The organism is Haloferax marinisediminis, from assembly GCF_009674585.1.
In the GTDB taxonomy this organism is placed as follows: Archaea; Halobacteriota; Halobacteria; order Halobacteriales; family Haloferacaceae; genus Haloferax; species Haloferax marinisediminis.
On the sequence record NZ_WKJP01000001.1, the window covers coordinates 201,163 to 224,016 of the forward strand.

The window sequence follows — 22,854 nt, forward strand, 5'->3', positions numbered from 1 at the left end:
TCGGCGGCGCCCGAGCGAGGTTACCGCTTTGCGCCCGTGTGGACTTCGACCGAGTCCGCAGTGATGCGACCGTCGGTCTCGGCTCCGTTGACCGTCACCTCGTCGCCGAGTCCGAGTTCGGCGTCAGTCTCGACGGTCTTCGTCTGTGTCCCGTCGTCAAGGATGACAGGGTTGCCGGCTTGGACGACTGTCCCCGTGAACTCGACCGGTTCACCGTCTGCACTGGCGCTAGACGAGTCCGCAGACGAGTCGGTCGACGCGGTCGAACTGGCCGCACTCGAGTCACCCGAGAACGCGCCGAGTCCCTGGTCGCTGGACGCAGACGTCTCTGCGTCGCTGCCACCAGCGTTGCCGGGGGCGTCGTCCATGACCGTGATAGACGACCGCCAGCCGGCGGACGCTTCGAGGTCCTCTTGCCAGCCCTCTTTGATTTGGACGTCTGTGATGACGACGTAGTCGGCGAGGTCGACGTCGGTGTCCGCTTTCTCGCCCCAGAGTGCGACGCGGATGTCGCCCGTGTCGTCCTTCACGCGGATGTTTCTGACCTGTCCTTGCGACCCGTCGTCGCGGTCGAAGGTTCGTTTGCCGTCGGACTCGATGACGCCACCGGCGATGTCCACCGTCTGCCCGAGTTCGAGCGCTTCGATGTCTGTCGTCTCGGGGACGTACTCGATGTCCTCGTCGATGACTTCGACTGCACCGCGCGACCCGACGTGGAGTTCGAGCGACCCGTCACGTTCGCGGACGTAGCCATCGACGACTTCGACGGACTCGCCGGTGTCGAGTTCTCCTGCGAGGTCTGCTCGTTCGTCCCAGAGCGTCACGCGGATGCGACCCGTTGCGTCGCCAAGCGAGAGGTTCGAGACGCGGCCTTCGGAGCCGTCGTCACGGTCGAACGTCCGAACCTCACCCGTGTCGAGGAGTTTCCCTTTGAGGTTCACGTCCGAGAGTCCGAGCGCGAGGTCTTCGACTCGGTAGCTATCGAGAATCTGGACGTCGACTTCGGCGTCGGGGTCTTCTTCGACCTTGTTCGCACTGATTTCGACACCGTTGTAGCCATCTTTCGGCCGACCGGCGATGCGAAGGACGGTTCCGACTTCGAGGTTCTCCTCGGCGCCCACAGCCATCTCGTCCCACAGCGAGACGCGGATGCGGCCGGTCTCGTCGGCGACTTCGATGTTGAGGACGCGACCGTCTTCGTCTTCGCCGTCGCGTTCGAAGGTCCGAATCTCGCCGATGCTGATGACCTTGGCGAGGAACTTCACGTCCTCCATCCCGGGTTCGATGTCGGCGATGCCGTTTACTTCCTCGTCGCGGAGTTCGTGGGCGATGAGCATCGCCGCCGTCTCCTCGTCGGCGAGGCCGCCCATCTGTTCGACCTTGTCTTTTACCGCGGCCTCGAACTTCTCGAACTCGACGTCGGTATCGAGGTCCTCGTACACGTCCTCGATGACGCCCATCAGGCGTCACCTCCCTGTCCAAATCGCGCACGTCGCGGCAGACGACACGTCGTACTCATTCTATGGACGAACAGGGAAGGCCGGCGCTTAAGCGTTGTTTTCCTCGTGGTTAGGACCGAGCGACCTCGGCGCAAATCAGACGACATAGTGGGGGATGGGACCGCCTTCACGTAAGAACGTTCGCCGGACAGAATGCCATCGAACCTCGCTGGACGACAGACTCATCGACCTGCGCTGAACGTGGGACCGATCCAAGACGATATGTTCAGGTGTCGAGTTCGCGCCGAGTCAGTGTTCGGCGTCCGTTCACGTCGTCGTGGACGACCTCGATTGCTGCGGGGAGTTGGAACGAAAAGCGTAGTTGTGCCCGATAGCCGAGGGGGACGAGTGCTTGCGTGCATCCCTCGTCAGGTGCGACATCTTCCACCGTCTGGATGACGACTGTAGCGGTGTTCGAGTCAGAATCGTAGTCGGCGGCGGCGAGACGGACGACCGAACAGCCGTTCGCCCCCCAGAGACAGCCTTCGACGGTGATGACGCCCTCGGCGACGGCGGGGACGGTTGCCCTCCCGTCCGTGGGGCAGTCATCCGTCGGGACCGGGGAGAGCGACTGCTCGACTAACACCGGTTCACTCGGCGTGGGCGTCGGTGTGGTCGACGTGGTCTCTGTCGTCGTCTGGTCGCCGTCGCGGTCGTCAGTGTCGTCATCGGCCGCGCACCCCGCGAGGGAGACACAGACTCCAGCGACCCCGGCGAGGATGGCGCGTCGTTTCACGCCCGGTGCTACAGCACGTCGGCAAAAAGTCCTTGTGTCGAAACAGGTGTGCCCAGGGGTGAAACCACACTCCTCCTCGTCCGAAGCGTCACCCGGTCCTCGTGCCGTGGTCCCGCGGTTCACTGGCAGTTCACATCGTAACCGTCTTAAGTAACCGTCGAGTACCGAAGAATGCAGCAAGACAGTCCTGATAGGGTAGTGGACTATCCTCCTGGCTTGCGGAGCCAGGGACCGGAGTTCAAATCTCCGTCAGGACGTTTCTCTTCCGAAACTACACCTCCGAGACACCTCTGTGCCTCTCGATTCTCTGCCCCCGAAAATCGTTATTGGAGTGACTAACTCACGCCTCAACGAGAGCGCAATCGCTCGTGACAGAACAGACTCGGTAAAAGTTGGATATCACTCGTCGTCGTACGGAGGTTCGAGCGGACGGGGGAGGTTGTCGTCGTGTTGGTGGACCGACGACGTGGTCCGGGAACTCTGTGAGCGGGGTCGAGGGGGCACCTCGGACCGAGGCGTCGTAGACCATGCTTCGTGACAGTCTGGGCAGTAATTGCCCTTGTACATCCGTGTGAACGAGTAGTTGTCACCACAGCGGATGCAGACCGGAGACGGAGTCATGGTTCGAGACCTCGGTCGAGGATTTGGTGGGCATTCATGTGCTATCATACCTCATATGTCCCCGAGACGGATAAGTATGACCGCGCTGTGCGGTGACTGTCCCGAGAGCGGACCTGTTACCACTGGACTAACTATGGCCACAACAGAGCGACAGCTCACTTCCAAAAATGACAATATGAATATATTTTCGTGCGGGACAGACTGATGCGGACGTTTTTAACTCGGTAACGGTCGAGTTCTCTCCATGGACGATTCGCTTCGCGCGGGGGTCGCAATCTACAACGCGGGGGCGTACCGTGCGGCCCACGGTGCGTGGGAGTCGACGTGGTTGGCCCTCGAAGACGGAAGCGACGACGAGCGGTTCCTCCACGGACTCATCCAGTTCACGGCCGCCATCCATCACGCACGTGAACGAAACTACTCCGGTGCGACAGGATTAGCCGAGAGTGCACAGGGCTACCTCGACGGTCTTCCGGACGACTATCGCGGTGTGAACCTCGACGACGTTCGCACCTCGCTCTCAGAACTCGAATCCGACCCCGATTCCGCCGCCCGCGACCCGCTCGTGCTCCGTCTCGATGGCCACGTCGTCACCGTCGACGACCTCGATTTCGACGCAATCGTCGTCGCCGCCGACACACTCGCCGAAGAACTCGATGGATACGACGAGTCGGTGGTGGCAGACGCAATCGACTACGCTCGTGAAGAGATTGCGGAGGGAGCGCAGACGCAGTTCACGGCGATGGTGTTCGACTTCGTGCAGAACGACGCACAGCGTGGACTCGTCTATCAGCGGCTGGAAGAACACGTTCGACGAAAGCGACGCCGCGAAGACGACGTCAGCGGGCTGTTCGAGTAATCGCTACGCTCGAATCAGGCTTCGTCGAGTGGTTCGCCTTCGAAGGTGTACTCGGCAGAGTTGTCGATTGGGTCGTAGCCGAGCACCTCGCGGGCGCGGTCGATCGAGTAGTACTTTCGGTCGTTGTTGGAGATGCCGTAGACGATTTCGAACTCGTAGTCGGCCTCGACACAACACTCGAAGAGGTGCGCACAGTCGCGGTACGAGAGCCACATGGCCTGTCCGCGCTCGTACTCACGCGGTGGGTGGTGTTGCGTGAGATTGCCGATGCGGACGTTCACGACCGAGATGCCGTAGTGGTCGTGGTAGTAGCGTCCGAGTGTCTCTCCGGTCGCCTTGCTCACACCGTAGAGGTTGCTCGGACGGGGGAGTTCACTCCCATCTAAGCGGAACTCGTGGTGAGAGCGGTACATGTCCGGCGTTCGCTCTTCGGTCTCGTACGCGCCGACCGCGTGGTTCGACGAGGCGAAGGCGAACTTCTCGACGCCCGCTTCGACGGCCGCTTCGAACATCTTCTGCGTGCCGTCGATGTTGTTTCTGAGTACACTGTCCCACGGTGCCTCTGGACGGGGGTCACCGGCGAGGTGGATAACGGCGTAGACGCCCTCCATCGCGTTTTTCACGGCAGTCTCGTCGGTGATATCTGCGACGTACACGTCCGTCCGGTCGACAGACGCTGGAATCTTCTCGTCAGGAAGTGGCTCTCGGTCCAGCAGTCGCCAGTCGTAGGCGTCCCCAATGTGCCCGAGTATCGCCTGGCCGACGCGCCCGCCAGCCCCCGTAAGCAAAACCGGCTGGTCCATTCGGTTCTACGTCCGCCGAGGGAGGCTAAGTAAGGACCGGTTCGCGTCTGCGGAGCCATCCAATCGGCGAACTTTAGCACTGAGCGACATATCCTCCCCCATGGTCACCGACCCACAGACCGCGTGTTTCGAGGCGGGAATCAAGTTCGGGACGCTCTATCACCAGTTCGCTGGAACGCCGGTCTCACCGGCCAGTTCTCGAAGTCTCGAACAGGCCATGGCGGAGGCGATCGAGAACCAACCGTACTGCGAATCGGTCTCGGTCGATATTCTGGACGACGAACTCGAAGCTGAACTCGCCGACTCGACGGCCGACTACACTGAACTCACGGGTCAGTTCATGGAAGTCGAGATGCGAATCGAGTACGAAGGCGTCACGGTCCGGACGAAGATGGAGATGGAAGATGGGTATCCACTGATGAAACTCGTCTCGGTCGAGTGAGGGTGGTTCGACCGCTCCAAGAAATCGGCCACGACCGCAACCGAGTCGCACGATTTCACTTTCACTTTCGGGGTCGTTTTTAAACCCCCACGTGCCGAATGTGTTGGCATGAGTCAAGCTACCCTCGGCGACGACGACCTTTTCGGAGAGGCGGCGGCGGAAATGCGTGCAGATGTCGAGGAACATCTCGACGAGGCCCGCGCGGTCCTTCCCGACGCGGACGACGTGTGGAACGCCGACGCTGACAACGTGCTCGGCGTCCTCAACGGACTCCGTTCCTCGCTGAACGTCGACGACGCCGGAGAACACCTTCGACAGGCCAAGAAGTGGTTCGTCATCGGCCAACGCGCCGAAGCGTTCGACGACCCAGAGGACCTCGAAGAGGCCATCGAAGAACTCGAAGAACTCCTCGAGATGGTCGACGAGGCCCACGAGCTCGTCGGCGAACTCACGAACACGATGCCGCAGCTCCGCGGCGCGCTCGCAGATGCAGCGGAAGCGGCCGCTGAGGAAGAGGAAGAAGAAGAGGAAGAAGAAGAGGAAGAGGAAGAGGAAGAGGAAGAAGAGTAGACAAAGAGTCTCTCTCAATCGAGTTTTCGTGTTTCGACCGCCGTGAGGAGCGATGCGAGTGCGTCGGCCGCGAGCGACTCCAGTTCTTCGCCACGCGCCGCGTCGCCATCGGCCGGGTCGCCGACGACACCGTTCTCGCTGAACTCGTCCGAGTCGTGCGCAAGATTGACCCCTGAAACCCACTCTCCCCAGCGGTCTGCGGCGCCCTCCCGTGCCTCGTCGATTCGGTCTTCGTGGACGAGTTCGGGGTGCGTGTGCCGCAGGAGGGCGGTTTCGAGTGGGCCGCCGTGACCCATATCCGACGAGTGCTCGCCGACAGCGTTGAACCACGTGAAAGCGACTGCGTAGGCGTCACCCGTCCGTGAGAGACGCCGACAGACTTCTGCGAGGGCCTCGACGTTGCCGCCGTGGCCGTTGACGACGACGACGCGGTCGAATCCGTGGAAGGCGAGCGATTCGATGGTCTCGCGAACGTACGCGCGGAAAGTGTCTGGAGAGACCCAGAGGGTTCCGTCGAAGGTGCGGTGCTCCTCGGCGATACCGACTGGAATCGTTGGCGCGACGACGGCCTCTCCGTCGAAGGCCTCTACACCGGCCTCGGCTATCGATTCGGCGTTGAAGAAGTCCGTGCCGAGTGGTGCGTGTGGCCCGTGTTGCTCGGTGCTCCCAACGGGGAGGACCGCGAGGTCGGTGTCGAGGTCGGCGACTGCGGTCCAGGTGGCCTCGGAGAGTCGCATAGCGGGAGAAGGGAGGGGGTGACCTTAGTGGTAGGCGCTTTTCACGTCAGTCGTCGCTGGCGTCGACTTCGGCCTGTCGGCGCGCGGCGCGCTCGACGAACTCGTCGGGGAGTTGGTCGATTTCGCCGGCCTGCACACCCCAGAGGTGGGCGTAGAGGCCATCTTCGGTGAGCAGGTCGTCGTGCGTGCCGCGCTCGACGATGCGGCCGTCTTCGAGGACGACGATTTGGTCTGCGTCTTTGATCGTCGAGAGGCGGTGAGCGATACTGAAGGTCGTTCGGTCGGCGGTGAGTGAATCGAGCGAGCGCTGGATGAGCATCTCCGTCTCGGTGTCCACGTCGGACGTCGCTTCGTCTAAGACGAGGACTTCGGGGTCTTTGAGGATGGCGCGGGCGATAGAGACGCGTTGGCGCTGGCCGCCTGAGAGTTTCACGCCGCGTTCGCCGACTTTCGTGTCGTATCCGTCCGGGAGGTTCGAAATGAAGTCGTGGGCTTCGGCGGCTTTCGCGGCCGCGACGATGTCCTCGTGGTCGGCGTCGAACGTCCCGTAGGCGATGTTCTCTTCGACCGTCCCGTAGAACAGGAAGGTCTCTTGGCTGACGTAGGCAATCGACTCGCGGAGACTCGACAGCGCCACGTCACGGACGTCTTGGCCGTCGATACTGACGCTCCCTGCGTCGGTGTCGTACATCCGCATCAGCAGTTTGAGGATGGTCGACTTTCCGGCACCCGTCGGGCCGACGAGCGCGAGGGTCTCGCCACCACCGACCTCGAACGAGATGTCTTCGACAATCGTCTCACCGTCGTCGTAGCCGAACGTGACGTGGTCGTACTCGACGCGACCCTCGGAGACGGCGAGGTCCGGTGCGTCTTTCTTCTCGGCGAGGCGCGCGGGTTCGTCCATCAGTCCGAAGATGCGTGCACTCGACGCGTGAGCGCGCTGGTACATGTTGATAATTTGGCCGAACTGTGCGAGTGGCCAGACGAACTGCTGGGTGAGCAGGATGAACGTGACGAACTCACCGACTGCGAGGGTTCCGGTGAAGGGGCCGGGTCCTTCACCGTTGATGACCCAGAGGCCACCGACGACGAAGGTCAGCGTGAACCCGATGCCGGCGAGGATGCGCAGCGCCGGGAAGAACTTGATTCGGGTGTTGATGGCGTCCCAGTTCGCGTCGAAGTAGTCCATCGAGACGCCGCCGACACGGTCAGATTCGTGTGACTCTGCGTTGAACGTCTTGATGACCTGAATCCCGCCGAGGTTGTTCTCCAACCGGGAGTTGAGTTTTCCGACCGAGGACCGCACGTCGGCGTACTTTGGCTGGATGATGTCCACGAACTTCCACGTGAACAGCGCGATGAGTGGGACAGGGAGGAGGGCGACGAGCGCCAGTTGCCAGTTGTAGGACAACAGGACGACGGCGATGGCGATGACCATCACCGAGAGACGGAAGAACGAGTTCATCCCGTCGTTGAGGAACCGTTCGAGTCGGTTCACGTCGTTCGAGAGGATGGACATCATCTCGCCGGTCTGTTTGTCGGCGAAGAAGTCCATGTTGAGCAGTTGCATCCGGTCGTAGGTGTCGGTCCGGACGGCGTGCTGGATGTTCTGTGCGTAGGAGTTCCACCCCCAGTTTCGGAGCCAGTGGAACACTGCACCACCGGTAAAACTGAACACGATGAGGCCGACGGCGAAGAGGAACTGGCCACTTCGCGTCGCGGGGACGAGCGGTGCGACCCACGCCTCGGGGACGACGGGGAACGCGGCCGCGAACGACTTCTCTTGACGGATGATAGCGTCGATGGCGAGACCTAAGACGACCGGCGGGACCAAATCCAACACTCGGGCGGCGATGCTCGCGGCGATGCCGACGATGAACTGCATCGTGTTCTCGCGCCCGTATTCGGAGAACAGGCGTCGCATCGGACTGTCGACCCGCTCTCGTTGGTCTTCGAACGGGTCGTCGTCTGTATCAGGAGGCACGAAAGCGTTTCAAGGGGCGCGCAGGGTAAAGTCCTCGGGTGGGGGAGTACTGCGCCGGTTTTCGGTCGCTCAGGTGTTGGCGGCACGGAGGGAACGCACCGTCACGACACCCTGTGCGACAGAGAGGACGAAGGTCGCCGCAATGAGCGCGAGCGAGACGGGAAGTCGAAACTCCGGGCGACCGAGCGCGAGGAAATAACTGTGGGCGACGACGGCGAACAGCCCTGCCGCCACGAGGAAGAGTGAGAACTGGTAGCCGCGTCGCTCCCGAAGGACGAGCCGACGAAGCCCTTCGAGAAAGACGAAGACGAGAACGAGATTGAACACGTCGAACACCTGAATGCCGCCGGGGATGCCGAACAGAGTCCACTCCTCCCAGTATGCGGAGTCTATCTCGTGCGTAATCAGGACTGCCAGATTCAGCATGTACAAACGAACCGTCCACGTGTGGGTGTCCACGTATTCTCACCTCCGTCACAGTTCGTCGCCGAACGAGTTGAATACACGCGAACAGGTTCTATGCGCTCCTTGCGGGACGGTTCTTCACTCAGAACTCCCCGACTGACGTCGGTTCTGCGAGGGGGAGAACGAGATAGTCTTGCAATCCGACGACGCCCAATTTTGAAATTTAAATTTAGTTTACTACACTATAGTTGTAGACGAGTTTGTGAGTATACGATATTGTTGTATCTTCCGGTAATTTGAATACCGTCGTGACGAGACCATACACTGCTGGGGTGCCTCTGACTACACCAGCATCGTCGCCTTACTGGGGTGCCCGGTCCAGTAGAGGCGACAGAAGAGCTCTTTGTTCACTCTGACCGCAGTCTCGACGAAGTTGTACGACCGAGCCACGCTCGGAGCCGACGTCTCTCTAGAGAACGCGGGATTCTATCTCTGGGTCGAGTCCAGACTCGGCCAAATCCTCTCGGATGCGGGTTCGAAGCGGGTCTGGAACCGTGTCGCGGCCGACGGGAACCGCCGTCTCGCCGTCGCCTTTCACTTTCCAGTAGAGGACGCAGTTCGACGGTTCGTAGTACTCGATGCTGTACGCGTCGTCGGCACCGCGGTAGTGGACGCGTGCTGCGAAGTCCTCAGCGAGCCACCCTTCGAGTTCGGCCAGCGCATCGACGTGTTCGCCCATGGAACCACGCACACAGGCCACGCTTTCGGTCGTTTCGCTTTCAGTCGAAGACGACGCGGTCACCTTCGTGGATGCAGTTCTCCGTCGTGTAGCCGTAGGGGACTTCGAGGACGTACTTTCCAGTGCCTCGGTAGCGGGTCAGGTCAGACTCACTGGTTCCCGCAGGGTCGAGTTCGGCGTGGTGAATGCGCGTGATAGTGCCGTTCTCGGCGACGAAGATGATGTCGATGGGGAAGTCCATATCGCGCATCACGTAGGTGTAGGTTCCCGGTGAGTCGTGGACGAACCACATCCCTTCGTTCGTCGCGAGCGACTCGGTGTCACTCAGCCCCGTGAAGCGCTTGGGATAGGTGTCCGACACGCGGGCGTCGACAGTCGCGAGCGTCTCGCCCGTCTGGTCGTCGACGATAGTCAACGAAGTTCGCTCGTAGTCGTCGGTTGCTCCGGGGGCGATTGCAGGGTTCGAGAGGTACGCCACGCTGGCGACGACGACGAGCACGACCGCGACGAAGAGGGCAGTTCGTGCGCGAGAGGTCATTCGCCCGACGATACGTTCGCAACGCGTCTAAGGGTTCCGGGGGTCGGACGAAACGAAAACCGTTATGAGCGCGAACCGGTTCGAATGTAATGCAGGGCTCGTGGTCTAGTTGGTTATGACGCGGCCTTTACAAGGCTGAGGTCGGTGGTTCGAATCCGCCCGAGCCCACTAAAACTCGCGAGCGGTAGCGAGCGATGTTTTCGTACCCGAGGGCGATTCGAATCAGGGAGCGAACGCAGTGAGCGACTGAGGTTCGAATCCGCCCGAGCCCATGTTTCTGCGACGAACCGAACGGTGAGTCACAAATCTGTTCCACCCTCACCACAACCCCACACGAACCCTTTTATCCAATCACGCACCCACTCCCGTTCAGTGACCATCGTCGCCCGTCTCAGAGAGCGCCCCCGCAGCACCCTCGTCGTCGTTGGGTACGCCCTCGTCGTCCTCGTCGTCTCGGTGATACCGACGCCGCCGGGAGGCCTCTCCCCGAGCGGACCACTTGGACTGGTCGGCGTCGACAAGTGGGTCCACGGGATTGGATACGCCGGACTCAGCCTCGGGCTTGGGTTCGCCAGTCAGGCACGGCGACCTGCAGAGATACGCACCGTAGTCGTGGTCGCCAGCTGCTACGGCGCGTGCATCGAACTCGTGCAGGCGACACTCCCGTATCGGTCGTTCAGCCTCGCAGACATGGGTGCCAACGTCGTCGGTGCGGTACTCGGCGGCGTACTCTGGTACGTCGTCGTCCGCCCCCATGTGGGGAGGTAGCATTATGACCCCCCCTTGTCTACCACCACCAGTGAAGTGAGAGGCACATGGGCACAAAACGACTACTTCGGGCAGCTGGACGGGCACTCGGAGTCGCAGGGGTAGCGCTCAGCGGCGCGTATCTCTTCGCACTCCGGCCGTGGCACAGACGCTGGGGAACGACCGACACCGAGGCGGCGGGCGCACTCCCGGGTGACGACTTCGTCGGCGACGCCGACGTGGTCTCCACACGAGCAATCACCATCGCGACACCAGCGCGGGCCATCTGGCCGTGGCTGGTGCAGTTAGGGCAGGGTCGCGGTGGGTTCTACAGTTACGAGCGGCTGGAGAACCTCTTCGGGTTGCAGATTCACAGCGCCGACCACATCCTCCCGAGCCACCAGCACCTCAGCGTCGGTGACGTGATTCGTCTCGGTCCACCGGGGTCGAACACACCGTCGTTTCACGTAGCATTGGTCGACCCAGGTCGGACGCTCGTCTTGAGCGCGCCGGGGTGGGAAACGGGAGCGAGTACGGCCACGTGGACGTTCGCGTTACACGAAATCTCCCCCAGTGCGACGAGACTCATCGTCAGATTCCGGGGACGCTCGACGTCGCTTCGGGAGCGAGTGTTCAACCGACTCGTCGTCGAACCCATCCAGTTCGCGATGGAGCGAAAGATGTTGAAAGGCATCCGAAAGCGGGCCGAACGAGCGCGAGCGAGTCCGACAGAGGGTCGGCGTCGCTGACCCAGCGCCGACGGGCGATTCGAAAGTCTTTTTCGTCCCCTCCGGCTTCGGAAGAGTGCAAGCCGCCTTAGCTCAGACTGGGAGAGCACTCGACTGAAGATCGAGCTGTCCCCGGTTCAAATCCGGGAGGCGGCACTTCTGTGATTTCAACCCGACGAGCGGAGCGAGTCGCAGTGAAATCCAGAATGCGACCCGAGCGGGTTCTGAACCAGACGAGTCGCAGCGTTCGAGCGAAGCGAGAACGACCGTCTCGGCGAGGTTCAAATCCGGGAAGTGGCAATTTCCTACGTACTGCACGAACGAGCGACGCAACCGAGTCGTGTGACGACACAGTATTCAGTTCTCTTTCGGACCCAACTCGACCCTTCCATCGACGAGAAAAGACGAAATTCAGGAAGATTCAGGGGTGAGTTCGTCCTCGGGATAGCAGAATGTACCCGAGAATGTAATTATTACACCTAGATACGTTGTGAGTGGGTTTATTGAAATTATAACCCTGCATTGCAACTGTATCGACAATTAACGTGTGTTGAACTTCTTGTAAGCGACACATAACAATACGTCTTATTTGTCAATTTATCCCGATGACAGAACCCTCGAGACCTAGTGGCCGGTTGCCGCTAGACAGACGGTCTGCGCTGAAATTGACTGGTGGGTTCCTCCTCGCGAGTGCGCTCGGTGGACAGGTTGGAGCAGTTCACGCGCTCGATGGAACACAGCAAGTATACCGTGTCAAGCAAGGCTCCCGCGAGTTCGAAATCACTCTCCTCGAGGGTGATACACCCGTCAGAGAGCTCTACGACCTTCGGATTCCAGACGCGTACGGTGGCGACAACGGTGCGACGGACCCCGGAGAAGGGCCGTACTACGAGTCACTGGGGCTCAAATACCTGCTAGAAGCGCAAGAATCGGTGATGTTCCTCTACCACGGGCCAGATGGGGTCAGTCTCGTCGCACTCCATGGCGGTCCGGGTGACGGGACAGCAGTCACGTGGCGGGTTACTGGCGTGCCCTCCGGTGCAAAGTGGCTGGTGAAAGACGACCTGTACACCTACCCAGAGACGGGAGAGCCAGCGGTGTCGAACTACGACCAGTGGAACGTGAGCGGAAGCCAGCACGTCATCGATTGGACGTGGGCTGGTGGCCGAACAGACGGTGGCGTTCTCGGCTATCTCAACGGCGACTTCTCGATTACCATCGACCCAGCGTACAACACCGCTGCAACACTCTACGGAGAGTATTTTGCCGGCGTAATCGCCGGGTGGTACGTCCTCACCGGTAGTTGGGGTAATCTGACGCGCGAGGAGTTGAACCTCCAAGAACCAGTGACGATTAGCTGCGAGACGATCCAGGAGCCAGAAGTGCCTGGGACGCCGCAGGAGGAGACTCCAGAAGAGACTCCCACAGAAACCCCTGAAGAAGAGACTCCTGAAGAAACACCAGAAGAGTCGCCCGAAGAATCTCCTGCGGAAGAGACTCCCACAGAAACCCCTGAAGAGAAGAAGTCGAACGAGAAGAAGAAGAAAAAGAACAAAGAAGAGAAGGAGAAGCCGGAGTGGAAGGAAGACCGCGACGAGGCACGTGAAGAGTGGAAAGAAGACCGAGACGAGTGGCAGAAAAAACGCGACAACGGGGACGACGACTGGAAAGAAGCCCGCGACGAAGCACGAGAAGAGCGGAAAGAAAAGCGTGACAAGTGGCAGGACAAGCGGGACAAAGAAAAGGAGAAAGAGAGGAAAAAGCGAGAAAAAGAGAAAGAGAAGGAGAAGAAGAAGCGGGAGAAGGAGAAAGAGAAGGAGAGAAAAAAGCGAGAGAAGAAGAAAAAGAAGGAGAGGAAAAAGAAGCGAAACAGGGGCGACGACCGCGAGTGGGATGATGACGACGACGACGATGACGACGACCGCGAGTGGGATGACGACGACGACGATGACGACGACGACTGATCCGTTCAGTACGACTCCAATCTCGGTGACGACGACCTCGGCGTAATTCACCGCGGGCACACTACTTCTCACAGGGAACACGCGAGCAGAGAGACAGCGACCCTCGTACGGGGCGAGTGAAACCGGCGAATAATTTTATCGTGTTCTGGACCGTCCGGTTTACCTGATAGTATCGGCGTCCAACTCGGCCCGGTAGTATTGCTTTCACACTATGACAGATTACACCACAATCAGCCGTCGGCAGTTGCTCAGAATAACAGGTGCTAGCATTGCACTTGGGGGAGTTGGGACGGGCGTCGCGGGCGCCGAAGAAGGACGTTACATCGTCGGCGTGAATTCGAACGCAGGTCTCAGAGAGGCACGACGGCGTGCGGCATCGGTCAAACGCGTTCTCGATTTCGGCGGTATCGGGACGGCCGTCGCCGGACAGTTCTCACAGTCCGCACTTCGAGGCCTCTCGAACCGTCCCGACGTTCGGTACATCGAACCAGACGGTGTCATGCACGCGATCGGCGGCCCCAGTGACATCGACAGCAGCGACGCGGAGATTCCGTGGGGCGTCGACCGCGTCGACGCAGAGAAGGTACACGAGAGCACGACGGGAGACGGTGCGCACATCGCGATTATCGACAGTGGCATCGACAACGACCACCCGGACCTCTCGGGGAACCTCGGAGACGGAATCGCCTACACGGTCGGCCCTCGATGGCGCGACGACTCCAGTACCGACCCGAGAGACTGGGACGACGGAAACGGTCACGGGACGCATTGCGCAGGCATCGCCGCCGCAGTCAACAACGGGAACGGTGTCGTGGGTGTTTCGACACGGTCGACGTTGCACGCCGTGAAGGTGCTCGATAACAGCGGCAGTGGGTCCTACTCCGACGTCGCCGCGGGCATCGCGTACGTCGCAGACCGTGGGTGGGATGTGGGAAGTCTGAGTCTCGGAGGTGGACTCTCCAGCACCATCGAAGACGCGTGTAACTACGCGTATGGGAAGGGCGTGCTGTTAGTTGCCGCAGCAGGCAACGACGGTGAAGACGTCGCAAACAGCGCCCCAGCAGCGTACCCATCTGTCGTCGCGGTGAGTGCCACGAGCGACGACGATTCGGTTCCGAGCTGGTCGAACTTCGGCGACGAAATCGAACTGGCCGCACCGGGCGTCAACATCTACTCCACGTACAAAGGCGGTGGCTACGCGACACTGTCCGGAACGTCGATGGCGTGTCCACACGTCTCGGGAGCAGCAGGGCTCTTGATGAGCACCGGGCTTTCGCACACGGACGCACGAACTCGCCTGCAATCGTCGGCAGAAGATATCGGGGCCAGTGGCCGCGACACGTACTACGGATACGGTCTCCTCGACGTCGAAGCTGCGCTCGGTGGGGCGAGTGATGGCGGGTCAGGCGATGACGGGTCGTCAGATACGACTGCCCCGTCGGCACCGTCGAATTTGACGTCACCCACCCAAACAGACACGACAGTCGACCTGAGTTGGGATGCTTCGACAGACGACACCGGCGTGGCGTACTACACCGTCTACGTCGGCAGCACAGCGTGGGGAACTACGACAGAGACGTCTGAGACAGTGACGGGCCTCGCCGCAGACACGTCGTACGACTGCTTCGTCACTGCCACCGACGCCGCAGGAAACGAATCTGCACAGAGTAACACGATTACCGTGACCACCAACACGGCCGGCGGGACGCCGCCGACGGTCACCTCGTTCAGCGTGCAATCTGGAAGTCCGAACAACCCACACGCGGACGTGGAACTGTCGTGGCGCGTCTCTGGGTCGCCCGAGTCGGTGGCGCTCGAACTGTACGACGGGTCCATCAGTTCAGGAGAGTCGCCGATTCAGACGTGGAGCGTCGCGAGCGAAGGGAGCCTCGTCTACCAAGAGAAGTTCGCCTCTCCGAAGGCGTACACCGCTCGAATCGTCGCGACGAACGCCGCAGGCACCGACGAGGAGACGAAGACAGTACAGGCCTGAGGCCCCCGGTCGAGGGCGCTACAGGAGCGTTCTCAGCCGACACGCCACAGCGCGAGATGTCCACCAACAGGACGTTCACCTTTCCCCTTCACAAGACTTATACGTGCAACGCGGTTGAATCCAAAGGCAATGGCGAAAGGTAAGGTTGATTTCTTCAACGACACTGGCGGTTACGGTTTCATCTCTACTGACGACGCGGACGACGACGTGTTCTTCCACATGGAAGACGTTGGCGGCCCGGACCTCGAAGAGGGTCAGGAAATCGAATTCGACATCGAACAGGCCCCCAAGGGTCCCCGCGCGACGAACGTCACCCGCCTCTAAGCAGGTTTTCGTTCAACGCCGGTAACTTCACACACTGACGAACTTTCTTCCGTTTTTCACCCACCGACAGCGGGCGCGCTGTGTCGCGCAGTCTCGCGGTTATCCGAACTCAGTTGAGGTATGCGGAAGGGTTAACCGTCCACAGCATCGTTATACAAAGGCAATGGCGAAAGGTAAAGTTGATTTCTTCAACGACACTGGCGGTTACGGTTTCATTTCTACTGACGACGCGGACGACGACGTGTTCTTCCACATGGAAGACGTTGGCGGCCCGGACCTCGAAGAGGGACAGGAAGTCGAATTCGACATCGAAGACGCCCCGAAGGGCCCGCGCGCGACGAACGTCAAGCGCCTCTAACTCGGTGCGAACTCGTAACCACAGACGAATCGTTTCTTGAGAACTATTTTCTACAGCCGAAGAGTCGCATCGCTCGTCGACGGTAGTATTGTATCCAACCACAATATTCTGGCACAGATGTTGCCCCAGTCAGGGCAGAAGATTCATACCTCTCCGTAGTTGTGCATAGATTGAACAACAATGTCTGCCGAGAGGGAGCGCGAACCCCACCCGAGGCCGCCCGATTCACACATCGGTGCGGACCTCTTCGACGAGACCATGGGTCCGGGGTCGTCGTTCGCCCACCTGTACCGCGGAGAGATACACCGGATGAAATCCTGGCGCGAGCGGTTAGACCGGACGAGCAACTGGGCGATTACGCTGATGGCGGGGATTCTCACGTGGTCGTTCTCTGCACAGACACACCCACACTACATCATCCTGCTCGGCCTCGTGACGCTGAGTATCTTCCTCGGAATCGAGTCGCGCCGCTTCCGTGCGTACGACATCTGGCGCTCCCGCGTCAGGATGTTCCAACAGAACGTCTTCGCGTACGCACTCGACCCGATGGGCGGTGTCGTCGACGAGAACTGGCGACAGAAACTGGGCAGCGACTACCGAACGCCGAACATGAAGATTCCGTTCGAAGAGGCGGTTGCACACCGGCTTCGGCGGGTGTATCTCCCACTGTTCCTCGTGATGCTCGTCGCGTGGGTTATCCAGTTGACCACGTACACTGACCACGCGAGTCTGGTCGCCAACGCAGGCGTCGGAAGCGTTCCGGGGACCGTCACCGTCGCCATCGTAGCGGCGTTCTACGCGACGATCGTCGCCATCGCGTTCCGGCCACGGGACTGGAACGTCAACGGCGAACTCATCCCGAGTGACGTGACCGGATGGGAACCGCCCGAACGCGACGAGACCTAGCGCCGGAATCCGAAATCGTTTTTTCCACCCTGCACGTCTACCGAGATGCGCCGCCTTAGCTCAGACTGGGAGAGCACTCGACTGAAGATCGAGCTGTCCCCGGTTCAAATCCGGGAGGCGGCACTTCTCTGAACCCGACCACCGAGCGAAGCGAGCGTGGCGGGTTCTGAACGTGCGACTTGAGCGGATTCTGAACCAGACGAGTCGCAACCGCGAACGGAGTGAGCGGTCCGTCTCGACTCGGTTCAAATCCGAGAGGCAGAGGACGCTGTTTACTCGTCGGACGCATCCAAACTAGAGAGACGGAATACCCGTGGGAACAATTAACATGGATGCTAGCGTACGTGTAATGTTATGCAGAGTGCTGACGAGAACGTCGAGGCGCTGGTGACGAAGGCAGAAGCCGAGTGGATGAAGCGATACGAAACGGGCCCGTCGCGCCTCCGATGGACCGAACTCCCGGTGCAGGTTGGCGACGACGCGCCGGACGCCGAACTGGCAGACTTGAATGGAGAGATGCGGTCACTGAGTGGGTTCTGGGCCGAACAACCGACAATCGTGATGTTCTGGCGGCACTTCGGGTGTAACTGCGGAATCGAACGTGCAGAGCGATTAGCAACGGAGTACGGCGACTACCGCGACGCGGGCGCGGAAGTGGTCGTAGTGACGCAAGCCGAGCCTGCACGGTCGGCCGAGTACGCCGAACGACGTGGCATCGAGTGTCCCGTCCTCTGTGACCCGGGACGAGAGACGTACGACGCGTTCGGACTGTTGGATTACGACCTCCCGCAAGTGTTCCAAGGCGCACCCGACGAGTTCCTCGCGCTGGACCCCGAGGCGGGCGCTGGCTTAGCCGCCGACCGGCGTGAGATGGGACAGAATATGGTCGACAACCCGTGGCAACAGGCAGGCGAATTCCTCGTCGATACGGACGGTCACATTCAGGTGAGCCACCGGTACCAGTACTGCGAGGACTACCCCGACCCGGGCGTCTTCCTGACTGCGCTTCGGATGCTCGAGTGAACGGCGAGTCGCAACCGCGAACGGAGTGAGCGGTCCGTCTCGACTCGGTTCACATCCAGGAGACAGCATACTTCTGCGAACCACTGAGAGAGCAGCAGGACCGAACAGCGCGTGAGCGGACGAGACTGTCGATTAGGCAATTGCTAATTAACGTTGAATCTGGCGATGTTTCTAATCAGCCAAAACTCGTTATGGAAATACAAGAACTCACACTCGACGAGTGGGCAGCCGTCGCTGAGAGGAAACGCCTCGGTGTGTTTCATATGCCCGACGTACTGTCCGTTATCGACGACCACACTGATGCGGAGATGCGCCTCCTCGGAGGGTTCGATGGCAAACAACTGGTCGGGATGCTTCCGCTCTTCTTGCACAAGTATCCGGGGGTACGACTCGCACTTTCTCCCCCACCGGCAGTGAACATGTCGCGGATGGGGCCAGTCGTGATGATAAATAGCCCCAAGCTCCGGAAGCAAGAACGCCTCAATCAGGAATTCACTGAAGCGGTCCTGAACGAACTCGACCGCTACAAAGGAATCATGCTGTACTACATGATTCTCGACACGACGTACACCGACCCACGGCCGTACCGATGGGCTGGATTCAGATTCGAACCGCGGTATACCTATCAGCTCGATTTGCGAGACAGGGGCGCCGACGAGGTCATAGCTGGGTTCTCACGCAACCTCCGTTGGGAAATCCAAAACTTCGACGACCATTCGGTTGAGGTATCTCTCGGTGGGGTTGGTGACGCTCTTCGAGTCTACGACGACACGAAAGCGCGATTCGCTGAACAGGGAGCAAAATTCCCGGTTTCGCGGGCGTTCACACGTGACCTCATTTCGACGCTCGACGACTCCGCCCGAGTCTACACCGCCACAGGCCCAGACGGCGAGTACCTCGGAGGAATCACGGTTCTGTACTCCGATACGACGGCCTACTTCTGGCTCGGTGGCACACGGGCGAACTACCAAAACCAGAGTGTCAACAGTTTCCTCCACTGGCAGATAATTCAGGACATCCTCTCTGACCCCACGCTCGAGAGCGTCGAACGGTACGACCTCGGAAGGGCTGCAGTCAAGCGACTCGGCCGGTACAAGAGCAAGTTCAATCCAGAACTCGTTCCCTACTACGAGATCAAATCGAGCAGGCTCATCGACCTCGCCAAAGAGGCCTATAAACTCGTCTCGTACTGAACGACCGTGCAGAACGGAGTCCTCGATAGAACCGCAACCGAAGCACGAAGTCGATTGACTGGACACAGTCTCGTGTCGTCTACACCCGGTTGCGGTTCCGCGAGGCGGTCCCCAGCGCCGCCTCACGAACGACAGTCGAGCGCCCTCAAAGAGGCGCTCACAGCCCGGTTAGAAGAAGAGAATCCACCTTACGCGGTGATAGTCGACCCTTGTGCAACGTCACGGTGCGTGACGCGCACTTCGAGTCCAGACGACGTGACGGAGACAGTGACGTCGTCGACGGCGCGCTCGTACTCGGCGGTGTGTTTTCCGGCGCGAGAGATACGCAGTCGCTTCGAGAGGAGGCCAGCGTCGGTGAGGGGTTCGAGTTTGCGGTACGTCGTCGAGAGTGGGAGGTCACACGACTCGGCGATTTCACTCGCGGACAGTGCGGTTCCGTCGGTGGCTTCGAGGATGCACCGGCAGCTTTCGTCGTCGAGCACATCGAAGAGGACATCCATCGTCTCTTGGTCGTCGACGACGGTTTCGTCGGACGAACTGGGAGTGAAAGAGCGAACGGACGATGGGGGCGATGCCTGACTCATACTCCAATAGAGTCACTGTACGTAGACCAACGGACAACCACGATATCCGGGGACGTTTATATACTCCCGTGCCAGACGGGTGGGAGACGACGATTAGCCTTCTTCGAGGATATCGCCGAGAAGTTTCGTCTGTGCGGCCGCAAGATGCTCCGAAAACGTCGATTGACTGATGTCGAGTGCTGCCGCCACTTCGGTCGCGTTTGCCCGCCGTGGGCGTTCGAAGTAGCCCATCTCGTAGGCCGTCTGGAGCACTTCGAGTTGTCGGGCCGTGAGTTTCCCTCGGTCGACGAAGATGTTGTCCTCTGGTGACTCGCCCGTGGGAGACCTGACGAGTCGTTTGATGTCCACCTCCGGGAACCGTTCGCGGAGTTCTCCAATGACGCCTTGCAGTTGTTCGTAGTCGGCCGCGTGGAAGACGAGCGTCAGCGTACCGCGCTGTGTGAAGTAGCGGTCGATTGGGCAGCCAAACTCACCGAGACACTCGCACGGACAGTTCACGCTGCCGTCGTGCGTGATTCGGAACAGATGCTTGTTCCCGTACGAGAAGATGGGTTCGACCGACGTATCGTCGGGAACCTCGTCGGAGTCGATGACGAACTCGGTGACGCTCACCGTCTCGGGCGTCGGTGCGACGCTGGTAGAAACAGAGTTGACGACGGAGTCAGTCGAATACGCAATCGAGGTAATCTGGCAGATGGACGGCGAATCGAACTCGACAGTCGCACGAATCCCAGCAGGCATCAGTTGGTTACTCGGTTTGGGGTGCTGTGGTTTCGAGCGACGAGACGGTCGTGCCCGATGCGTCGGCTCGGCGTTCGAGGGTCGGTACAGCGTCGGGTTGGAGGCTCATTCCTCGTCCTCGTCGATGCGGACCTCTCGGCCACCCAGACGCTCCGGGGCGAGTTCGTAGAGTTGGATGTCGAGGTCACGCTTCGTCTCGCCCCAAATCTCGAACAGCGGGCGCTTCGCCTTGCCGTACTGGACGATGCGTTCGACCGTCATCTCGCTCGGGTCGACTCGTTCGAGGTTGCCCTCGGCGATGACGCTTCGGTAGATTTCACCGTTCGCTTCGTGGACGACGAGTCGAGCGCGCGGCGAGGACGTGAGGAACTGGCGTTTTTCGCTTTCGGGCGTCGAAACGAGTCGAAGGTAGAACTGGCCACCTTCGGGGTCGTAGCCGTAGGAGATGGGGATAGCGTAGGGTTCGTCTCCTTTCGCGAGCGACAGCACTCCCGTCTCGTGGCGAGCCAGTACCTCACTAATATCATCCGCCGAGAGGTTGGTCTGTTGGTCCAGAGACATAGTTCGTATCCACTGACTCGCGGGGGGCGTAATCATTGTTACTTCTCGAACCAGGAACGTTCGAGAGAGAAATCCCGTCGTCAGGTGGACTCACAGTTCGCACTGACACTGAGTACGGGCGCAGGGAGACAGAGCGTTCAGGCGTGAGAGAACGATTGGTCCGAGACGGACGACCCACAGATGACACACCCGTTGTCGATGAGTGCGTCACGCATCGGAGCGTTGACCACCATCGACTCAGCACATTCCGGGCAGACGAAGGTGAAGTCCGTTGCGTCGCTCATGCTTGTTGATAGTACGGGTACCACTTGTATATGTAGCCTACTGTTTTCTCGATGAGACTAACACACGACGAGGAAAGAAGAGAACTGTCGAGAGACCCGTAGAGACGCTCAGCGAGAGGACAGCGGAGTGAACGCGGTGCCAGAGACGGTAGACGTACAGACAGGGCAGCCGCGCTCGAGCAGTGCATCTCGCATCCCGCCGTTGACTTCGAACTGTTCTCCGCACTGTGGGCATTCGAACTCGAATTCGTCTGCTGTTATCCCGGACATCATCAGTCCACCTCTGGAGATTCGAGTGCGTCTTCCATTCCGGTCTCACGGACCGTCGTCGCGATCTCTTCCATCAGTTCGACATCTTCTGCTCGGAGTTCGGTGACGACACTGGCGATGGCGTCTTGCGGTTCGGTCAACGTCGTCTGACCAGTGAGTTCGACGAACAGTTCACCGAAGTTCCGTGTTGGGGAGCGTTGGACGGACATCGGCCTCAGCGCTCCGTACCGTCTTGGCCGCCGTCGGTCGCGACCTGTCGGAAGTCCACCGAGACACCGGTTTCACCGAACGAGAACGAGAGCGTGTCGAATCGGGTCGAGAACTCTCGTGGGTGGTGTGCGGCAGTCTGAATGCGGCGTCCCTCGTCGAGGAGCGACGCCTCGGAGAGTTGTCCGAGTTTGCGGTAGACACTCGACAGTGGAATATCGCACACTTCGGCGCACTCCTGTGCGGTCCGTGGCGCGTCGTCGCACGCGGCGAGGAGACGCCGATTGTCGTCGTCGCTGAGGGCCGAGAGGACGACAGACGTGTCGGCGACGTCTTGGTGCTGAGAGTCGACACCTGGAATTCCGTTTGCGGCGAGGGTACTCGACGTGTTCATACTACAATAGACGGCCGTTAGTCGGAGGTATTCAGCACCGCGCTATCTGGGGTGGTTTAAATAGGTCGCTCGGATGACCTGTCGAAAACGGGTGACTCGCTCAGGAGCTGGTCGGTGCCACCGCGTCGAGTAACACGCCGTCTTGGCCGACGGGTTTTCCAGTCCGAACGTGGTCTTCGAGCCCTTCGAGAACGCCTGCGAGCGTCCGTTCCATTCGCGACTCGGCCATCAGTTTCGCCATGACCCATCCGAGCGGCCCGTATTTGGGGACGAACCGTGAGACCATCTCCACGTCGGTCGTCTCTGCGTCGACTTCGTACACACGAATCGACGCGCGCATCTCTTTCATCGGGAACGAACCAACGTCGACGAAGTCGACGTCGTAGCCGACTCCCGGCTCGTACGAGGTGATTCGTTCCTGAATCGACGCTCCGCCGTAGAAGTCACACTGGCGGGTCGCGCCCTCACCAGTCTCGACGTCGTTCGTGATGAACGACCGCTCGATGCTGGGGTTGTAGTTCGCGACGCCGCCAAAATCGTCGAGGACGGCCCAGACGTCGTCTAGCGGTGCATCGATTGTCCGTCGTTGAGTTACGGTGTGCATATCGTCAGTCGCCGGCTGTGGCGTGTACGAGGGAAGCACG

At 60.2% G+C, this 22,854-nt stretch carries 29 protein-coding genes and 4 tRNA genes; 16 read left to right on the plus strand and 17 right to left on the minus strand.

Annotated elements, in window-relative coordinates:
- Nucleotides 1-20 precede the first annotated feature (20 nt).
- Nucleotides 21-1,460, minus strand: coding sequence for a single-stranded DNA binding protein (locus GJR98_RS01040; protein WP_151134616.1), 1,440 nt, complete (start codon nucleotides 1,458-1,460; stop codon nucleotides 21-23).
- A gap of 265 nt (nucleotides 1,461-1,725) precedes the next feature.
- Nucleotides 1,726-2,235: a hypothetical protein gene (locus tag GJR98_RS01045; protein ID WP_151134618.1), complete on the minus strand. Its 510-nt coding sequence runs from the start codon at nucleotides 2,233-2,235 to the stop codon at nucleotides 1,726-1,728.
- Nucleotides 2,236-2,419: 184 nt separating this feature from the next.
- Between GJR98_RS01045 and GJR98_RS01050 the strand changes: the two genes are divergently transcribed.
- Nucleotides 2,420-2,492: transfer RNA gene (locus GJR98_RS01050), tRNA-Arg, on the plus strand.
- A gap of 142 nt (nucleotides 2,493-2,634) precedes the next feature.
- Here the strand turns inward: GJR98_RS01050 and GJR98_RS01055 are convergent.
- Nucleotides 2,635-2,856, minus strand: coding sequence for a DUF7564 family protein (locus GJR98_RS01055; RefSeq protein WP_151134620.1), 222 nt, complete (start codon nucleotides 2,854-2,856; stop codon nucleotides 2,635-2,637).
- Between the two features lie 244 nt (nucleotides 2,857-3,100).
- Here GJR98_RS01055 and GJR98_RS01060 point away from each other — a divergent pair, with 244 nt between their 5' ends.
- Entirely contained in the window at nucleotides 3,101-3,715 is a 615-nt protein-coding gene (locus GJR98_RS01060; protein ID WP_151134622.1) for a DUF309 domain-containing protein, read from the plus strand.
- A 14-nt stretch (nucleotides 3,716-3,729) separates the two neighbouring features.
- On the opposite strand, the gene azf is transcribed toward GJR98_RS01060, so the two are convergent.
- Nucleotides 3,730-4,518 carry an NAD-dependent glucose-6-phosphate dehydrogenase gene (azf, locus tag GJR98_RS01065; protein ID WP_151134624.1) on the minus strand — a complete coding sequence of 263 codons (789 nt, stop codon included), beginning with the start codon at nucleotides 4,516-4,518 and terminating at the stop codon, nucleotides 3,730-3,732.
- A 100-nt stretch (nucleotides 4,519-4,618) separates the two neighbouring features.
- On the opposite strand from azf, the gene GJR98_RS01070 reads away from it, so the two are divergent.
- Together GJR98_RS01070 and GJR98_RS01075 are read left to right on the plus strand one after the other, a co-directional pair.
- On the plus strand, nucleotides 4,619-4,960 hold the full coding sequence (locus GJR98_RS01070; protein WP_151134626.1) for a dihydroneopterin aldolase family protein: 342 nt from the start codon (nucleotides 4,619-4,621) through the stop codon (nucleotides 4,958-4,960).
- A 108-nt stretch (nucleotides 4,961-5,068) separates the two neighbouring features.
- Nucleotides 5,069-5,530 (plus strand): DUF5790 family protein, encoded by a 462-nt coding sequence (locus GJR98_RS01075; RefSeq protein ID WP_151134628.1) that lies wholly within the window; start codon nucleotides 5,069-5,071, stop codon nucleotides 5,528-5,530.
- Between the two features lie 14 nt (nucleotides 5,531-5,544).
- On the opposite strand, the gene GJR98_RS01080 is transcribed toward GJR98_RS01075, so the two are convergent.
- The 5 genes from GJR98_RS01080 to GJR98_RS01100 all read right to left on the minus strand — a co-directional run bounded on the left by GJR98_RS01080 (nucleotide 5,545) and on the right by GJR98_RS01100 (nucleotide 9,933).
- Entirely contained in the window at nucleotides 5,545-6,267 is a 723-nt protein-coding gene (locus GJR98_RS01080) for a creatininase family protein (RefSeq protein WP_151134630.1), read from the minus strand.
- 46 nt (nucleotides 6,268-6,313) lie between these two features.
- A complete protein-coding gene (locus GJR98_RS01085) occupies nucleotides 6,314-8,251 on the minus strand; it encodes an ABC transporter ATP-binding protein (RefSeq protein WP_151134632.1) in 1,938 nt (645 codons plus the stop codon).
- A 69-nt stretch (nucleotides 8,252-8,320) separates the two neighbouring features.
- Nucleotides 8,321-8,710, minus strand: coding sequence for a DUF6713 family protein (locus GJR98_RS01090; protein WP_225316348.1), 390 nt, complete (start codon nucleotides 8,708-8,710; stop codon nucleotides 8,321-8,323).
- 415 nt (nucleotides 8,711-9,125) lie between these two features.
- Complete coding sequence (locus GJR98_RS01095; RefSeq protein WP_151134634.1) at nucleotides 9,126-9,395, minus strand: DUF7538 family protein; 270 nt, start codon at nucleotides 9,393-9,395, stop codon at nucleotides 9,126-9,128.
- 40 nt (nucleotides 9,396-9,435) lie between these two features.
- Nucleotides 9,436-9,933 carry a DUF192 domain-containing protein gene (locus tag GJR98_RS01100; RefSeq protein ID WP_151134636.1) on the minus strand — a complete coding sequence of 166 codons (498 nt, stop codon included), beginning with the start codon at nucleotides 9,931-9,933 and terminating at the stop codon, nucleotides 9,436-9,438.
- A 94-nt stretch (nucleotides 9,934-10,027) separates the two neighbouring features.
- On the opposite strand from GJR98_RS01100, the gene GJR98_RS01105 reads away from it, so the two are divergent.
- The 12 genes from GJR98_RS01105 (at nucleotide 10,028) to GJR98_RS01160 (ending at nucleotide 19,169) form a co-directional block, all read left to right on the plus strand.
- Nucleotides 10,028-10,101: transfer RNA gene (locus tag GJR98_RS01105), tRNA-Val, on the plus strand.
- Between the two features lie 204 nt (nucleotides 10,102-10,305).
- Nucleotides 10,306-10,701, plus strand: a complete 396-nt coding sequence (locus GJR98_RS01110) for a VanZ family protein (RefSeq protein ID WP_151134638.1) — start codon at nucleotides 10,306-10,308, stop codon at nucleotides 10,699-10,701.
- A gap of 47 nt (nucleotides 10,702-10,748) precedes the next feature.
- Nucleotides 10,749-11,429, plus strand: coding sequence for a hypothetical protein (locus tag GJR98_RS01115; RefSeq protein WP_151134640.1), 681 nt, complete (start codon nucleotides 10,749-10,751; stop codon nucleotides 11,427-11,429).
- A gap of 61 nt (nucleotides 11,430-11,490) precedes the next feature.
- Nucleotides 11,491-11,564: transfer RNA gene (locus tag GJR98_RS01120), tRNA-Phe, on the plus strand.
- A 449-nt stretch (nucleotides 11,565-12,013) separates the two neighbouring features.
- On the plus strand, nucleotides 12,014-13,372 hold the full coding sequence (locus tag GJR98_RS01125) for a hypothetical protein (protein ID WP_228717153.1): 1,359 nt from the start codon (nucleotides 12,014-12,016) through the stop codon (nucleotides 13,370-13,372).
- A gap of 211 nt (nucleotides 13,373-13,583) precedes the next feature.
- Nucleotides 13,584-15,365 (plus strand): S8 family serine peptidase, encoded by a 1,782-nt coding sequence (locus GJR98_RS01130; RefSeq protein ID WP_151134642.1) that lies wholly within the window; start codon nucleotides 13,584-13,586, stop codon nucleotides 15,363-15,365.
- Nucleotides 15,366-15,494: 129 nt separating this feature from the next.
- Nucleotides 15,495-15,689, plus strand: a complete 195-nt coding sequence (locus GJR98_RS01135; RefSeq protein WP_004057907.1) for a cold-shock protein — start codon at nucleotides 15,495-15,497, stop codon at nucleotides 15,687-15,689.
- A 163-nt stretch (nucleotides 15,690-15,852) separates the two neighbouring features.
- Complete coding sequence (locus GJR98_RS01140; protein ID WP_058571200.1) at nucleotides 15,853-16,047, plus strand: cold-shock protein; 195 nt, start codon at nucleotides 15,853-15,855, stop codon at nucleotides 16,045-16,047.
- 180 nt (nucleotides 16,048-16,227) lie between these two features.
- On the plus strand, nucleotides 16,228-16,953 hold the full coding sequence (locus GJR98_RS01145; protein ID WP_151134644.1) for a DUF2270 domain-containing protein: 726 nt from the start codon (nucleotides 16,228-16,230) through the stop codon (nucleotides 16,951-16,953).
- Nucleotides 16,954-17,002: 49 nt separating this feature from the next.
- Nucleotides 17,003-17,076, plus strand: a tRNA-Phe gene (locus GJR98_RS01150).
- Between the two features lie 231 nt (nucleotides 17,077-17,307).
- Nucleotides 17,308-17,976 carry a peroxiredoxin-like family protein gene (locus GJR98_RS01155; protein WP_151134646.1) on the plus strand — a complete coding sequence of 223 codons (669 nt, stop codon included), beginning with the start codon at nucleotides 17,308-17,310 and terminating at the stop codon, nucleotides 17,974-17,976.
- Nucleotides 17,977-18,167: 191 nt separating this feature from the next.
- The gene (locus tag GJR98_RS01160; protein WP_151134648.1) at nucleotides 18,168-19,169 is read left to right on the plus strand and encodes a GNAT family N-acetyltransferase; all 1,002 of its coding nucleotides are present in this window, start codon (nucleotides 18,168-18,170) and stop codon (nucleotides 19,167-19,169) included.
- 188 nt (nucleotides 19,170-19,357) lie between these two features.
- Here GJR98_RS01160 and GJR98_RS01165 read toward each other — a convergent pair whose 3' ends face one another.
- The 8 genes from GJR98_RS01165 to GJR98_RS01195 all read right to left on the minus strand — a co-directional run bounded on the left by GJR98_RS01165 (nucleotide 19,358) and on the right by GJR98_RS01195 (nucleotide 22,814).
- Entirely contained in the window at nucleotides 19,358-19,753 is a 396-nt protein-coding gene (locus GJR98_RS01165; RefSeq protein ID WP_151134650.1) for a winged helix-turn-helix domain-containing protein, read from the minus strand.
- Nucleotides 19,754-19,846: 93 nt separating this feature from the next.
- Entirely contained in the window at nucleotides 19,847-20,494 is a 648-nt protein-coding gene (locus tag GJR98_RS01170; protein ID WP_151134652.1) for a helix-turn-helix domain-containing protein, read from the minus strand.
- Nucleotides 20,495-20,599: 105 nt separating this feature from the next.
- The gene (locus GJR98_RS01175; protein ID WP_151134654.1) at nucleotides 20,600-21,055 is read right to left on the minus strand and encodes a pyridoxamine 5'-phosphate oxidase family protein; all 456 of its coding nucleotides are present in this window, start codon (nucleotides 21,053-21,055) and stop codon (nucleotides 20,600-20,602) included.
- A gap of 137 nt (nucleotides 21,056-21,192) precedes the next feature.
- The gene (locus tag GJR98_RS17385) at nucleotides 21,193-21,339 is read right to left on the minus strand and encodes a DUF7560 family zinc ribbon protein (RefSeq protein ID WP_191965400.1); all 147 of its coding nucleotides are present in this window, start codon (nucleotides 21,337-21,339) and stop codon (nucleotides 21,193-21,195) included.
- Nucleotides 21,340-21,447: 108 nt separating this feature from the next.
- A complete protein-coding gene (locus GJR98_RS01180) occupies nucleotides 21,448-21,609 on the minus strand; it encodes a DUF7560 family zinc ribbon protein (protein WP_151134656.1) in 162 nt (53 codons plus the stop codon).
- Between the two features lie 2 nt (nucleotides 21,610-21,611).
- The gene (locus tag GJR98_RS01185; protein WP_151134658.1) at nucleotides 21,612-21,818 is read right to left on the minus strand and encodes a hypothetical protein; all 207 of its coding nucleotides are present in this window, start codon (nucleotides 21,816-21,818) and stop codon (nucleotides 21,612-21,614) included.
- A gap of 5 nt (nucleotides 21,819-21,823) precedes the next feature.
- A complete protein-coding gene (locus GJR98_RS01190) occupies nucleotides 21,824-22,210 on the minus strand; it encodes a winged helix-turn-helix domain-containing protein (protein WP_151134660.1) in 387 nt (128 codons plus the stop codon).
- Between the two features lie 100 nt (nucleotides 22,211-22,310).
- Nucleotides 22,311-22,814: an SRPBCC family protein gene (locus tag GJR98_RS01195; RefSeq protein ID WP_151134662.1), complete on the minus strand. Its 504-nt coding sequence runs from the start codon at nucleotides 22,812-22,814 to the stop codon at nucleotides 22,311-22,313.
- Between the last annotated feature and the right edge of the window lie 40 nt (nucleotides 22,815-22,854).

Bases quoted from the DNA above. Each gene is read 5' to 3' on its own strand.
- GJR98_RS01040 (WP_151134616.1), bottom strand. From the start codon at position 1,460: ATGGGCGTCATCGAGGACGTGTACGAGGACCTCGATACCGACGTCGAG.
- GJR98_RS01055 (WP_151134620.1), bottom strand. From the start codon at position 2,856: ATGACTCCGTCTCCGGTCTGCATCCGCTGTGGTGACAACTACTCGTTC.
- GJR98_RS01060 (WP_151134622.1), top strand. From the start codon at position 3,101: ATGGACGATTCGCTTCGCGCGGGGGTCGCAATCTACAACGCGGGGGCG.
- azf (WP_151134624.1), bottom strand. From the start codon at position 4,518: ATGGACCAGCCGGTTTTGCTTACGGGGGCTGGCGGGCGCGTCGGCCAG.
- GJR98_RS01070 (WP_151134626.1), top strand. From the start codon at position 4,619: ATGGTCACCGACCCACAGACCGCGTGTTTCGAGGCGGGAATCAAGTTC.
- GJR98_RS01075 (WP_151134628.1), top strand. From the start codon at position 5,069: ATGAGTCAAGCTACCCTCGGCGACGACGACCTTTTCGGAGAGGCGGCG.
- GJR98_RS01080 (WP_151134630.1), bottom strand. From the start codon at position 6,267: ATGCGACTCTCCGAGGCCACCTGGACCGCAGTCGCCGACCTCGACACC.
- GJR98_RS01095 (WP_151134634.1), bottom strand. From the start codon at position 9,395: ATGGGCGAACACGTCGATGCGCTGGCCGAACTCGAAGGGTGGCTCGCT.
- GJR98_RS01100 (WP_151134636.1), bottom strand. From the start codon at position 9,933: ATGACCTCTCGCGCACGAACTGCCCTCTTCGTCGCGGTCGTGCTCGTC.
- GJR98_RS01115 (WP_151134640.1), top strand. From the start codon at position 10,749: ATGGGCACAAAACGACTACTTCGGGCAGCTGGACGGGCACTCGGAGTC.
- GJR98_RS01125 (WP_228717153.1), top strand. From the start codon at position 12,014: ATGACAGAACCCTCGAGACCTAGTGGCCGGTTGCCGCTAGACAGACGG.
- GJR98_RS01130 (WP_151134642.1), top strand. From the start codon at position 13,584: ATGACAGATTACACCACAATCAGCCGTCGGCAGTTGCTCAGAATAACA.
- GJR98_RS01135 (WP_004057907.1), top strand. From the start codon at position 15,495: ATGGCGAAAGGTAAGGTTGATTTCTTCAACGACACTGGCGGTTACGGT.
- GJR98_RS01140 (WP_058571200.1), top strand. From the start codon at position 15,853: ATGGCGAAAGGTAAAGTTGATTTCTTCAACGACACTGGCGGTTACGGT.
- GJR98_RS01145 (WP_151134644.1), top strand. From the start codon at position 16,228: ATGTCTGCCGAGAGGGAGCGCGAACCCCACCCGAGGCCGCCCGATTCA.
- GJR98_RS01155 (WP_151134646.1), top strand. From the start codon at position 17,308: ATGCAGAGTGCTGACGAGAACGTCGAGGCGCTGGTGACGAAGGCAGAA.
- GJR98_RS01160 (WP_151134648.1), top strand. From the start codon at position 18,168: ATGGAAATACAAGAACTCACACTCGACGAGTGGGCAGCCGTCGCTGAG.
- GJR98_RS01165 (WP_151134650.1), bottom strand. From the start codon at position 19,753: ATGAGTCAGGCATCGCCCCCATCGTCCGTTCGCTCTTTCACTCCCAGT.
- GJR98_RS01170 (WP_151134652.1), bottom strand. From the start codon at position 20,494: ATGCCTGCTGGGATTCGTGCGACTGTCGAGTTCGATTCGCCGTCCATC.
- GJR98_RS01175 (WP_151134654.1), bottom strand. From the start codon at position 21,055: ATGTCTCTGGACCAACAGACCAACCTCTCGGCGGATGATATTAGTGAG.
- GJR98_RS17385 (WP_191965400.1), bottom strand. From the start codon at position 21,339: ATGAGCGACGCAACGGACTTCACCTTCGTCTGCCCGGAATGTGCTGAG.
- GJR98_RS01180 (WP_151134656.1), bottom strand. From the start codon at position 21,609: ATGTCCGGGATAACAGCAGACGAATTCGAGTTCGAATGCCCACAGTGC.
- GJR98_RS01185 (WP_151134658.1), bottom strand. From the start codon at position 21,818: ATGTCCGTCCAACGCTCCCCAACACGGAACTTCGGTGAACTGTTCGTC.
- GJR98_RS01190 (WP_151134660.1), bottom strand. From the start codon at position 22,210: ATGAACACGTCGAGTACCCTCGCCGCAAACGGAATTCCAGGTGTCGAC.
- GJR98_RS01195 (WP_151134662.1), bottom strand. From the start codon at position 22,814: ATGCACACCGTAACTCAACGACGGACAATCGATGCACCGCTAGACGAC.